Below are 12,763 nucleotides of genomic sequence, written 5' to 3' on the forward strand. Positions count from 1 at the left end.
GACCCTGGGCCCGGCAGGGCAGAGAGGGGCACACACGGCATTCCGCCAAATATCAACCACCAAAAAGGGCGGCGCCCACGCACCGCCCTCTATCTATATCAACCCAAACTACTTCGCGTTCAGGAACTCCCCGACTTCCAGCAGGCTGAACTCGTTATTGTCAGCCTTGTCGACGGCGCGGCCGGCCGAGAAGGGCAGGTTGTTGTCGTTGCCGATGATGATGTGCGTGGCGTCGACGCGGTCGACGTTTTCGATCGTCACGAACGGCATGTCGTAGACGCCGTCCTTGCTGCCGGCCTTCTTCTTGTTGTCGGGGTCCTGGATGTTCAGCAGGTCGATATAGCCGATCTTGCGGACGGCTTTGCCGACATTGGCATCGTTGAACTCGATCTTATAGACCCGCTTCAGCACGGCCGGAGCTTCGAAGCAATCCGGCTTCGGCTGCTTGGGATCGGCGCAGGCCTTGTCCGCGGTACCGGCGCCGTTATCGCGCTCGATGACGAGAGCGGTCGTCTCGTCGAGCATGTTGAAGTCGCCGATCGACACTCCCTTGTCTTCGAACGGATAGAGCCAGCTGCGGCCGGTCCACTTCTTGGAGGCGACATCGAACTCGATGACGCGGACGGCGGTGTGGCCATCGATGGTTTCCACCGTGCCGTCATCCTTGTAGATAGCGCCTTCGAGCAGGCCGTAGAGCTTGGCACCGTCCTTCGACATGGCGAGGCCTTCGAAGCCGCCGGAGCGCTTCAGATTGAAGACCGGCATCTTGGCGGCCGGGTTTGATGGAACCGAGAGAAGCGGATTGTCGGGCGAAAGCACCGGCTTGCCGTCGAGCGTCGTCGCAATGACGTCGGTCAGGCGGCCTGATGTGTCGAACTTCAGGATGTAGGGACCGAATTCGTCTCCAAGCCAGAAGCCGTCGGCAACCGGCTGGATCGATTCGATGTCGAAGTCGGCGCCGGTGAGATAACGCGTGTCGCTGCCTTCAAGCACGATCGGGAACGGGGCGATCTTATTGGGGTCGGAAAGGAAGAGGTTCTTGACGACTTCAGCCTTGTTGCCGGCCCAGTCGAACTTCATCTGGTGCAGGAAGAGCATGGAATCCGACGAGTTGGACTTCGAGCCGAAGCCGTTGTCGGAGAGTGTCCAGAAGGTGCCGTCGGCCATTGTCTTGACGCCCGAGAAACCCTGGATCGGCTGGCCGTCGAAGGGAAGCTTCAGATCGGTGATGCGGGCGCCGTCCTTGCCGGGAACCGTGCCGAGCGCTTCGGTGCGCTTGCGGTCCGGCGTCGTAAACTTGCCGGAATGCTTGAGGAATTCGGGGGCATCGGCCGGTGCCGGAACGACGGTGTTGGCAGGCAGGATCGCCTGGCCGGCGAGCTTGGCCGGGAACTGCTGTTGGTCGGCCGATGCGGAGCCTGCGACCAAGATGAAAAGCGATGCGGAAGCAAAAAGGGCGTTCTTCATAATATCCCCGTGGAACGGATTGCAAAGGCCTTCCGCTTAGCAGGGCTTCCGTGTCAGCGAATTGACGGTTGGGTGAAGCTTTGGTGACGTACTACAGCGCCGCGCGTCTTTCTCAGACGCACAAAGGACGCTGTAACACTTTGAATTTACGCATCAGCCGTGCAGAACGACCGCCGGCGTGTTCAGCACGGTGACCGCGCGCGAGGTAAGCGCCATGACGCCGAGCGCCTGGCCGCGTCCCTTCACAGCATGGGTGCCGAGATCCTCGCAGGTGATGTCGTCGGGAAAATTCATGCGCCGGGCAAGCTCGCTGGAGATCAGAACCGATCGGTTCAGACTGCGGCAGAGCGTCTCCAGCCGGGCGGTGGTGTTCACCGTATCGCCGAAATAGCTGATCTTGTGATGGTCGACGCCGATTTCGGCGGTGATGATCTCGCCGCCGTGAAGGGCGGCGCGGAGCTTTGGCACCTGCCCGTAATTTTTCCGCCAGCCGCCGGCATTGGCTTCGATGTCGGCAAGGATATCGAAGATGCAGCGCACACAACGTGCATCCTTGACGCCGCGGGCAAGCGGCCAGGTGATGATCGCCGCATCGCCGACATAGTCGTTGATCATGCCCTTGTGGCGCCTGACGGGCTCGGCGAAGGTCGCAAACAGCGAGTTCAGCAATTGTTGCGCCCTGAGGTCGCCATGCTTCTCGGCAAAAGCCGTCGAATCGACGAGGTCGATGAACAGGAAGACGCGCTCTTCCTTGACCGGATTGCGGTAGCGGCTGATGAGCATGCTGAGGAAGACTTCACGACCAAGCAGTTCTCGCACGCGCAAGACGAAGATCAGCATCGTGCAGACCGCAAGCGCATACAGGAACACCTCGAACGGCATGATGACGAGGTCGAGGAGCGACGCCGGCTTCAGCATGCCGAGCGACCAGAGCAACAGGCCGGCGCAGGCAAAGCCGATACTCATCAGGATTTCGTAGATCACCAGTTCGGTGATGATGAAGGCGAAGGTCGGCAGCTTTTGGATGCGTCTATAGAGCGCCCGAAATAGCACCTTGCGCTCGAAGGCGAGAATCGGCATGCCGATGAACAGCGCGAAGATCGCCCCGATAACCGGCGTCTGATTGGAGTAGAACATCAGATCATAGACGACGCCGCTGGCCGCGAGGACGATCGCGATGAGGATCCAATTCTGTGTCGGAGATATTTCCCGCATGCCGCCTCTGCGCCGTGAGTTTTCCCGGCCATTGTTTCAGGCCGGAAAAAACCGTCAAGCGAATTCGAAACTACTGCGTCCTTAGCGTGTCTTTTCGAGAGCCGCTAAAGGACGCCGTAGCACTTTGAATTGCCGCACAATTATCCGCAAATCGATTTAGATTTAAGGAATTCTGCAGCCGTCTCAGAGGCTGACGGTTTCGACCTTCCGCCCGACGAAGCGCAGGGCGATCGCGCCCTGGATCAGCTGCAGTGCCGGCTCGCCGAAAAGATCGCGCCGCCAGCCGTGCAGGGCAGCGACTTCCGCCTTCTCGCCCTCGGCGGCGATCTTGTCGAGATCCTCGCTGTTGGCGATCACCTTCGGCGCCACGCCGTGTTTTTCCGAAATCAGCTTCAGCAGCACCTTCAACAATTCGACGGCAGCAGCGGCCCCTTCGGGCGCCTGCGCCTGGCGCGGCACATGCGGCATATCGGCCTTCGGAAGATCAAGAGCGGTGTTGACGGCCTCAATGACCGCAGCGCCGGAGACCGAGCGCTCCCAGCCCTTCGGAATGGTGCGCAGCCGGCCGAGCGCCTCGGTATCCTTGGGCTGCTGCTGGGCGATTTCGTAGATCGCATCGTCCTTCAGCACCCGCGAACGCGGCACGTTGCGGGCCCGCGCCTCGCGTTCGCGCCAGGCGGCGACGTATTTGAGGATCGCCAGCTCCTGCGGCTTGCGCAGGCGCATCTTCAGCCGCTGCCATGCATCGTCGGGATGCATGTCGTAGGTTTCGCGCGACTCGAGAATGTCCATTTCCTCGGAGAGCCAGGAGGTGCGGCCTTCGCGATCAAGTTCCGCCTTCAGCGACAGGTATACGTCGCGCAGGTGGGTGACGTCGGCCAGCGCATAATCCAGCTGTTTGTCCGACAGCGGCCGGCGGCTCCAGTCGGTGAAGCGCGACGACTTGTCGATATGCACGTTCTTGATACGGCTGACCAACTGGTCATAGGAGACGCTGTCGCCGAAGCCGCAGACCATGGCGGCGACCTGCGTGTCGAAGATCGGATGCGGAATGAGATTGCCGCGATTGAAGATGATTTCGATGTCTTGGCGGGCCGCATGAAAGACCTTCAGCACCTTCGTATCGGCCATCAGCTCGAAGAAGGGGGCGAGATCGATGCCCTTGGCCAGCGGATCGACGAGAACTTCCGTCGTCGGGCTTGCCATCTGAATCAGGCAGAGCTCCGGCCAGAAGGTCGTTTCGCGCAGGAATTCGGTGTCGATGGTGATGAAGTCGGACTTGGCCAGCTCTTTGCAGGCGGCCGCCAAATCGGCGGTGGTTTCGATCATATCATTTCATTCGCAAGGAAAAGGTCGGTTAAACCTTCCTTCTCCTTTCGGTTCGATATGTCAATACAACAGCATACGCTTCGAGCATTGCTGGCTAAGAATCACGTCCAAACTGAGGCAAGGCGCCAAGCACAGCCCAACCGCAGTGAAAGCGCACTGCCTCAGCTTACCCTGAGATAGCTCGTCATCCCCGTCTTCTGATGCTCGATGATATGGCAATGCAGCAGCCAGTCGCCGGGATTGTCGGCGACGAAGGCAAGCTGCACCTTCTCGTCCGGCTGGATGAGATAGGTATCTGACACCAGCGGCATTACCTGCCGCGTCGAGGAGGAGATCACCGTGAAGCTCATCCCGTGCAGATGGATCGGATGCGCATGCGGCGTGGTATTTTCGAGATTGAAGACATAGCTCTTGCCGAGCTTCAATTCCGCAAGCGGCGCTGTCGGATCGGGCGTGTCGCCTGGCCACGGCACCTTGTTGATTGCCCAGAAACTGTAGCCGAGCGTGCCGCAGATGCTTTCGACGCTAGCATTCTCGGCAGTGGCGCTCAGTATCAGCGGGATCTGCTCGGCGGCGGTTAGATCGGCCTTCTGGACGGGGTTGTCGACAAGCGGCCCGAGATCGCCGATGGCGCGCTTCAATGATGATCCGACCGCGCGCAGGCTGGCGATCGTCTTCGGCGTCGTGCCGCGGATATCTTCCAGCGTCGCGATCGCGCCTTCGCCGTCGGGCATGCGCACGGCAAGATCGAGCCGCTGGCCCGGTCCGATCTGCAGCAGGTCGAGGGAAAAACGCTTCGGCACCGGATTGCCGTCGATCGCAATCACGGTGGCGTCGGCGCCTTCCATCTTCAGGGAGAAGATCCGCGTTACGTCGGTGACCGCGATGCGCAGCCGAACCAGCCCGCCGGCTGGCGCGTCGTATCGCGGTTCCTGATGCCAGTTGGCGGTGCGCACCGTGCCGTAGGTGCCGGTCTTGGCCGCATCGCGCGGGCGGAAGGGGGCGATGAATTGGCCGTCGCCGCCGAGCCGCCAGTCGCGCAGGTTCAGCACCACCTCCGCATCGAACTCCGGATCGGCCGGGTTCTCGACGACGATGACGCCGGTCATGCCGTGTCCCATCTGCGTCAGCGTGTTACAATGCGGATGATACCAGAAGGTGCCGGCGTCGGGCGGCGTGAAGGCATAATCGAAGCTGTCGCCGGTATAGACGTAGGGCTGCGTCATGAAGGGCACGCCGTCCATTCGGTTGTCGATGCGAAGCCCGTGCCAATGGATCGTTGTCGGCTCGTCGAGCCCGTTGGTCAGCCGTGCCGCATAGGGCCGGCCCTTGGTCATTCTGAGAACCGGCGGCATGCCGTCATTGCCCCAGCTCATGATATCTTTGGTCGGGCCCGCTTCCGTCAGCATGGCCTCGGTTTTCAAGGCTTTCAGCAGCTGCGGCTCCGGTGCCGCCTCCGCAAGCCCGAATCTGCCGGCGATGCCGATGCCCACTCCATAAGCGCCGGCGACGGCGGACGCCTTCAGGAGATTGCGGCGGGTGAGAAGAGGCATGGGATGCTCCGCGGTGACGATGCCGACCCTTTTAAAGTTGACTGGGGCCTTCAGCAATACGCGAAGCGCAGCCAAACTGCAGCAGTGCTCTCCGCCGCAGCCTCGCCATAAACGCCTGCCAAACGTCCGGCCGCGTCCGCCAAGCCTTGACAAATCGGAGCGTCCATGCGCTTTTCCGCCCGATTTTCTTGTCGGCGCTTGAGGGTTCTTGGAACCCTTGCTGCCGTCTCAGCATAGCCCAGGATTTGAGATCATGCATCGCTATCGCAGCCACACATGTGCCGCCCTCCGCAAGTCGGATGTCGGCTCGACCGTCCGTATTTCCGGCTGGGTCCACCGCGTTCGCGACCATGGCGGCGTTCTCTTCATTGACCTTCGCGACCATTACGGCATCACCCAGGTCGTTGCCGATCCCGACAGCCCGGCCTTCAAGATGGCGGAAACTGTGCGTGGCGAATGGGTCATCCGTATCGACGGCCTCGTCAAGGCCCGCACCGAAGATACCGTCAACAAGACCATGGCAACAGGCGAGATCGAGCTCTACGCGCAGGAGATCGAAATCCTCTCCGCCGCCAAGGAATTGCCGCTGCCGGTCTTCGGCGAGCCGGACTATCCCGAAGACGTCCGCCTCAAATATCGCTTCCTCGACCTTCGCCGCGAAACGCTGCATCGGAACATCGTCAAGCGCACCCAGGTCATCTCGGCCATGCGCCGCGAAATGAGCAACGTCGGTTTCACCGAATATACGACGCCGATCCTGACGGCCTCCTCGCCGGAAGGCGCGCGCGACTTCCTGGTGCCGAGCCGCATCCATCCCGGCACCTTCTACGCGCTGCCGCAGGCGCCGCAGCAGTACAAGCAGCTGCTGATGGTGGCGGGTTTCGACCGCTACTTCCAGATTGCGCCGTGCTTCCGCGATGAAGACCCGCGCGCCGACCGCCTGCCGGGCGAATTCTACCAGCTCGACCTTGAAATGAGCTTCGTCACCCAGGAAGACGTCTGGAACACGATCGGTCCGTTGATGACCAACATTTTCGAAGAGTTCGCCGACGGCAAGCCGGTCACCAAGGAATGGCCGCGCATCCCCTATGACGAGGCGATCCGTAAATATGGTTCGGACAAGCCGGACCTGCGCAATCCCATCGTCATGGAAGCTGTGACCGAACATTTCGCCGGCTCCGGCTTCAAGGTCTTCGCCGGCATGATCGCCTCGAACCCGAAGGTCGAGATCTGGGCGATCCCGGCAAAGACCGGCGGTTCCAGAGCGTTCTGCGATCGTATGAATGCCTGGGCGCAGTCGACTGGTCAGCCTGGTCTCGGTTACATCTTCTGGCGCAAGGAAGGTGACAAGCTCGAGGGCGCCGGCCCGCTTGCAAAGAACATCGGTGAGGAGCGCACCGACGCGATCCGTACCCAGCTCGGCCTCGATGACGGTGACGCCTGCTTCTTCGTTGCCGGCGATCCGGCCAAGTTCTACAAGTTTGCCGGTGAAGCCCGCACCAAGGCCGGCGAAGAGCTGAACCTTGTCGACCGCGACCGTTTCGAACTCTGCTGGATCGTCGACTTCCCGTTCTTCGAATGGAGCGAGGAAGAAAAGAAGGTCGATTTCGCCCACAATCCGTTCTCGATGCCGCAGGGCGGCCTCGATGCGCTTCAGAACCAGGATCCGCTGACCATCAAGGCGTTCCAGTATGACGCCGTCTGCAACGGCTTCGAAATCGCCTCGGGGTCGATCCGTAACCAATCGCCGGAAACCATGGTCGCCGCCTTCGAGAAGGTCGGCCTCAGCCAGCAGGATGTCGAGGATCGTTTCGGCGGCCTCTACCGTGCCTTCCAGTATGGCGCGCCCCCGCATGGCGGTGCTGCCTTCGGTATCGACCGTATCATCATGCTGCTCGTCGGCGCGAAGAACTTGCGGGAAATCTCGCTGTTCCCGATGAACCAGCAGGCCCAGGACCTTCTGATGGGTGCGCCGAGCCCGGCAACGCCGACGCAGCTTCGCGAGCTCTCGATCCGGCCGATCCCGCCGGTCAAGAAGGACTGAGATCGCCTGATCCCGAGTGCAAACGCCCGACAATCGCCGGGCTTTTCTTTTGGTTCGGTCGCTCAGGCGCCATCATCCAGGGAATGTCGGTGCAGGCGAGGGACGGAGCATCCCGCGGGCAATTGCTTGATATCGCAGCCATTGCCATTTCTGAAGTCGCCCGCCACCGCGCCTGAATACGAAAAGGCCCGGCAGAAGGACTGCCGGGCCTTTCATCGCAAGATCGAAGCGATCAGTCGTTGGCGGTCACCTTGACGCCAAGCACCTGCGGCAGCGTATTCGGAGCGCCCATGGCGGCGCCCACGATCGTCGGGAACGGCACCGGCTTTTCAGGAGCGGCCTTGACGGTCAGGCTCTTCGGGTCGTCGAGGAAGGTGTTGACGGCAGCCGAAACGGCGTTCTGCAGTTCCGGGATATTGAGCTGCGCCAGCATGATCGGCGTCATCGCCTTCAACGAATCCGCCATCTGCTTGCCCGATATGTTCTGCTGCGAACCGGCATAATCGAGCGCGCGCTTGGTGATCGAGGCATCTTCGAAGCGCACCTGCGCCGCCTCGAAGGACAGCTGCTGCATCAGGCCGAGCATGGCAAGGCCAAGCGCCTGCTGCGACTGTTCCTTGTTCGCACCGGCTTCGGATTGCTTCATCGCATCCTGCATCGATTTCATGAAGGCCATCGTGTAGCCGGAGAATTTGAAGCCGAGGTTCAGCTTGCCGATGTTGGTGAAGTCGAACGCCAACTCAGAAATGTCGATCGTGCCGGGGGCGAGTTCCCAGGCGCCCTTCATGGTGATGTCGCCCTGGATGTGCTGCAGGGCGAGCTTCTCGATCGCGTCCTTGCTCTGCGGATCTTCGGCTTTGCTGAGATCGGCCTTCATGCTTTTGAAGGCGCCGTCAAAATCGAAGCCGGATTCGTCTTCACGCAGTGTCAGATTGACGTCGCTTTCGAGCAGCGAGAACATTTCCTCGCCGTCCTTGACCACCTTCAGTGGGCCGGTATGGGCGGTCTCGTAAAGCATCATGGCATCGAGCGTATCGCCGCCCGCCGTTGCCGGGACCGAGATGCCGCCAAGCGTCAGTCCTTCCGCCGTCACCGTGACGCCGTCTTCCGTCTTGTTGATGTCGGGGAAGGCGGCTTCTTCGATGTAATAGCCGCCATCCTCGTCTTCTTCGACGCCCGATAGGGTGACCTCGCCGATGGGCAGGCTTTCGCCGTTGGCCGGTTTGACGCTGACATTCTTCAATGTCACGGTCGTGCCATCGATATCGACGCCGTCGGCCGAAATCGTTCCGCCCTGCGCGGCATAGGCAGCGTTGATCTTTTTCAGCAGGTCGGCGCTGTCGAGAGCGAAAGCCGAGCCGGCAAGTGAGAAAAAGGCGGCGCCCGACAGCATCAGCCGCGTTGTCCGGTAAAAATTCATGGGGTGATTCCTCTGGTGGCGTGGTGGCGGTTGGAAATCTGCAGTGACGCTACTACGGATTGGGCCCACTTTATATTTGCGGATCTCTAAATTTCTATTGAGAGGAACGGCAAACGAAGTCCAAATTGCGGCGGAGCGTTTGTCTCATCCTTTGATGTCAGTCCCAAGACTTCATCCACAGCTGCAACGGCCCGGTTTCCTTGCCCGCCGGCCGCTTCTGAGCTAGTCAGAACCTATGGGACAAGAGATTTTGCCGCCTTCAGGCGGAGACGACGATCACATCCAACCGGTCGACCTCAAGGCGGCGCTCGAGCAGCGTTACCTTGCCTATGCGCTGTCGACCATCATGCACCGCGCCCTGCCTGATGTGCGCGACGGGCTGAAGCCTGTCCATCGCCGCATCGTCTATGCGATGAACGAGATGGGGCTGAGGCCGAACTCGGCCTTCAGAAAATGCGCCAAGATCGTCGGCGAAGTGATGGGCAATTACCATCCGCACGGCGACCAGTCGATCTACGATGCGCTTGCCCGTCTCGCCCAGGACTTCTCGCAGCGCTACACGCTGGTCAACGGCCAGGGCAATTTCGGCAATATCGACGGCGATAGCCCCGCCGCCATGCGTTACACCGAATCGAAGATGACGGCGGTCTCCGAACTGCTGCTCGAAGGCATCGACCAGGATGCCGTCGATTTCCGCGACACTTACGACGAATCGAATTCCGAGCCGGTTGTCCTTCCCGGCGCCTTCCCGAACCTGCTCGCCAACGGCTCCTCCGGCATTGCCGTCGGCATGGCGACCTCGATCCCGTCGCACAATGCCCACGAGCTTTGCGATGCCGCCCTGCATCTGATCAAGCATCCCGATGCGACCGTCGAAAAGCTCGTCGAATTCATTCCCGGCCCGGATTTCCCCACCGGCGGCATCATTATCGACAGCCGCGACAGCATCATCGAGAGCTACCGCACGGGGCGCGGCGGTTTCCGCGTGCGGGCGAAATGGCAGACGGAAGATCTCGGCCGCGGCGGCTATCACATCGTCATCACCGAAATTCCCTTCCAGGTGCAGAAATCGCGGCTGATTGAGAAGATCGCCGAGCTGCTGATCGCCCGCAAGCTGCCGCTGCTGGAAGATATCCGCGACGAATCGGCCGAAGATATTCGTGTCGTGCTGGTGCCGAAGACCCGCAGCGTCGATCCGACGATCCTGATGGAATCGATGTTCAAGCTGACGGAACTGGAAAGCCGCTTCCCGCTCAACATGAACGTGCTCTCCATGGGCCGCATCCCGCGGGTCATGGCGCTGACCGAGGTGTTGAAGGAGTGGCTGGACCACCGCCGCGAAGTTCTGAAGCGCCGTTCGCGCTTCCGTCTGGCGGCGATCGATAGGCGCCTCGAAATCCTCAGCGGCCTGCTGGTCGCCTACCTCAACATCGATGAGGTCATCCGCATCATCCGCGAGGAGGACGAGCCGAAGCCGGTCATGATGGCGCGCTGGGATCTCACCGACAATCAGGTCGAGGCGATCCTCAATATGCGGTTGCGCGCCTTGCGCAAGCTCGAAGAGTTCGAGATCCGCAAGGAATTCGACGAACTCACCAAGGAGAAGGGCGAGATCGAAGCGTTGCTTTCCTCCGACGACAAGCAGTGGCAGACGGTCGCCTGGGAAATTGGCGAAGTGAAGAAGAAATTCGCCAAGGCGACCGAGGTCGGCCGCCGCCGCACCCAGTTTGCCGACGCGCCCGAGACCGACGAGGAAGCAATCCAGCAGGCGATGATCGAGAAGGAACCGATCACCGTCGTCATTTCCGAGAAGGGCTGGATCCGCGCGTTGAAGGGCCATATCGCCGATACGGCGACGCTGACCTTCAAGGAAGGCGACGGCTTGAAGATCGCCTTCCCGGCGCAGACGACGGACAAGATCCTGATCGTCACCACCGGTGGCAAGGCCTTCACGCTCGGCGGCGACAAGCTGCCGGGCGGTCGCGGTCACGGCGAGCCGCTGCGCATCATCGTCGATATGGACAACGACCAGGCGGTGCTGACCGCTTTCGTCCATGAGCCCTCGCGCAAGCAGCTGATCGTCTCGACCGCCGGCAACGGCTTCGTCGTACCGGAGGCCGAGCTGGTCGCCAATACGCGCAAGGGCAAGCAGATCATGAACGTCGCGCTGCCCGAGGAAACGCAGCTGCTCGTGCCCGTCAGCGGCGACCATGTCGCCGTCGTCGGCGAAAACCGCAAGCTGCTGGTCTTCCCGCTGGCGCAGGTGCCGGAAATGTCGCGCGGCAAGGGCGTGCGTCTGCAGCGTTACAAGGATGGCGGCATTTCCGACGTCCGCTGCTTCGCGATATCGGACGGTCTCGTCTGGGAAGACAGCGCCGGCCGCACCTTCACGAAGAACAAGGACGAGCTCGCCGAATGGCTGGCCGACCGCGCCACCGCCGGCCGCACCGTGCCGAAGGGCTTCCCGCGCAGCGGCAAATTCGCCGGCTGAGGCCTAAAAATTCCGCGCCCGACTCTTGGCGGGCGCGGCAATGCCTCTATTTCTCTCCTGTTACCAAAAATACAAACAGGCCGGCTCCGAGGGCGGACGGAATGGCCGCGGCCCGTGCGCTTGGGGAAGTGCGCGCGCCTTAACGGAGGAAAATCGATGCCCGCCAGCACCATCAAATTGCATGTCACGCACACCTATAAAGCGCCGCCTGCCGTTGTCTATGACGCCTGGCTCAACCCCGAAATAGCCCGCCGTTTCCTGTTTGCTACTGACGAGGGTCATGTCATCCGCGCCGATATCGATCCCCATGTCGGCGGCCGTTTCTTCGTCGTCGACCGCCGCCCGACCGGCGACGCCTTTCACCAGGGCGTCTTCCTAGAGCTGAAGCGCCCGCGACGCATGGTCTTCAGCCTTTCCGTCGAGGAGCACGATCACAATTGCGACCGCGTCGAGATCGACATCGAACCTCTCGGCAGCGGCAGCCGTCTGACGCTGACCCATGAAATGTGCGCCGAATGGGCAGAACACGAGGAAAAGACCCGGAAGGGCTGGGCGCATGTGGTCGAGGGGCTTGGCAGGGAACTGGAGCAGCAGCAGTTCAAGGCGACGGGTTGAGCGGTATGCAGAAATCCCGCAGGAAGCGGGTCGCACCTTCTTCGTCGATTTCGCCGGCGGCGACGGCAAGAACGAAAGCGTAGAGATTGGCATCGGTCGTTTCGATCTCGTAGCCGTTTTCGAGAAGAAACACACCGGCAGTGACGATGGCGATCCGCTTGTTGCCGTCAGCGAATGCGTGGTTGCGGGCAAGACCGAAAAGATAGACGGCGGCGAGCTCAATGACGTCGTCGCAGCCATAATTTGCCTTGTGCATCGGCCGGCCGAGCGCCGATTCCAGCGCGCCTTCGTTACGCAGTCCTGCGAGACCGCCGAAGCGCTCGATCTGCATTTTCTGCAGGCTCTCCACCAATGGTCTCGTCAGGAATTTGAAGGCCATTATTCGGCCAGCTTTTTCAAGGCGACCTTATATTTGTCCATGAAATATCGCGCCGCCTCGAGTTGACGAGACAAATCCTCATCGGCCGGCTTCAAAGTGATGCCGCCGTTTTCCATCTGCAATTCCAATGAATCGCCGGTCTTCAACCCAAGACGGTCGAGGGTTTCCTTAGGGATGATAATACCCTCTGAATTGCCGATCTTGCGGATTGTGACGTTCATCGCTTTGTCCTCTGTGGTAACGGAGTTAT

10 protein-coding genes and 1 pseudogene are annotated in these 12,763 nt (G+C 60.9%); 4 read left to right on the plus strand and 7 right to left on the minus strand.

The annotated features are described in order from the left end of the window. Nucleotides 1–108 precede the first annotated feature (108 nt). The 4 genes from N1937_RS06820 to N1937_RS06835 form a co-directional block, all read right to left on the minus strand. Nucleotides 109–1,467: an esterase-like activity of phytase family protein gene (locus tag N1937_RS06820; protein ID WP_260058034.1), complete on the minus strand. Its 1,359-nt coding sequence runs from the start codon at nt 1,465–1,467 to the stop codon at nt 109–111. A gap of 153 nt (nt 1,468–1,620) precedes the next feature. Continuing rightward, on the minus strand, nt 1,621–2,682 hold the full coding sequence (locus N1937_RS06825; protein WP_260058035.1) for an adenylate/guanylate cyclase domain-containing protein: 1,062 nt from the start codon (nt 2,680–2,682) through the stop codon (nt 1,621–1,623). Between the two features lie 183 nt (nt 2,683–2,865). Then, on the minus strand, nt 2,866–4,011 hold the full coding sequence (gene rnd, locus N1937_RS06830) for a ribonuclease D (protein WP_162117182.1): 1,146 nt from the start codon (nt 4,009–4,011) through the stop codon (nt 2,866–2,868). A 161-nt stretch (nt 4,012–4,172) separates the two neighbouring features. Further along, entirely contained in the window at nt 4,173–5,564 is a 1,392-nt protein-coding gene (locus tag N1937_RS06835; RefSeq protein ID WP_170278479.1) for a multicopper oxidase family protein, read from the minus strand. Nucleotides 5,565–5,817: 253 nt separating this feature from the next. On the opposite strand from N1937_RS06835, the gene aspS reads away from it, so the two are divergent. Both aspS and N1937_RS06845 read left to right on the plus strand, forming a co-directional pair. After that, nucleotides 5,818–7,608: an aspartate--tRNA ligase gene (gene aspS, locus N1937_RS06840; RefSeq protein WP_170280083.1), complete on the plus strand. Its 1,791-nt coding sequence runs from the start codon at nt 5,818–5,820 to the stop codon at nt 7,606–7,608. A 65-nt stretch (nt 7,609–7,673) separates the two neighbouring features. After that, nucleotides 7,674–7,784 (plus strand): annotated as a pseudogene (locus tag N1937_RS06845) (TetR/AcrR family transcriptional regulator); the annotation flags it as partial. A 56-nt stretch (nt 7,785–7,840) separates the two neighbouring features. On the opposite strand, the gene N1937_RS06850 reads toward N1937_RS06845, so the two are convergent. Continuing rightward, the gene (locus N1937_RS06850) at nt 7,841–9,028 is read right to left on the minus strand and encodes a YdgA family protein (RefSeq protein ID WP_260058038.1); all 1,188 of its coding nucleotides are present in this window, start codon (nt 9,026–9,028) and stop codon (nt 7,841–7,843) included. A 235-nt stretch (nt 9,029–9,263) separates the two neighbouring features. On the opposite strand from N1937_RS06850, the gene parC reads away from it, so the two are divergent. Together parC and N1937_RS06860 are read left to right on the plus strand one after the other, a co-directional pair. Then, nucleotides 9,264–11,519, plus strand: coding sequence for a DNA topoisomerase IV subunit A (parC, locus tag N1937_RS06855; RefSeq protein WP_260058039.1), 2,256 nt, complete (start codon nt 9,264–9,266; stop codon nt 11,517–11,519). Between the two features lie 156 nt (nt 11,520–11,675). Then, nucleotides 11,676–12,134: an SRPBCC family protein gene (locus N1937_RS06860; RefSeq protein ID WP_017963768.1), complete on the plus strand. Its 459-nt coding sequence runs from the start codon at nt 11,676–11,678 to the stop codon at nt 12,132–12,134. Here the strand turns inward: N1937_RS06860 and N1937_RS06865 are convergent. Beyond that, nucleotides 12,118–12,513, minus strand: coding sequence for a type II toxin-antitoxin system death-on-curing family toxin (locus tag N1937_RS06865; protein ID WP_260058042.1), 396 nt, complete (start codon nt 12,511–12,513; stop codon nt 12,118–12,120). The two genes, N1937_RS06860 and N1937_RS06865, sit on opposite strands and share 17 nt — an antisense overlap. Continuing rightward, nucleotides 12,513–12,734 (minus strand): AbrB/MazE/SpoVT family DNA-binding domain-containing protein, encoded by a 222-nt coding sequence (locus tag N1937_RS06870; RefSeq protein WP_003547144.1) that lies wholly within the window; start codon nt 12,732–12,734, stop codon nt 12,513–12,515. Before N1937_RS06870 ends, N1937_RS06865 begins: the two co-directional genes overlap by 1 nt. Nucleotides 12,735–12,763: the final 29 nt, after the last annotated feature.

Source organism: Rhizobium sp. WSM4643 (assembly GCF_025152745.1).
Taxonomy (GTDB): Bacteria; Pseudomonadota; Alphaproteobacteria; order Rhizobiales; family Rhizobiaceae; genus Rhizobium; species Rhizobium leguminosarum_I.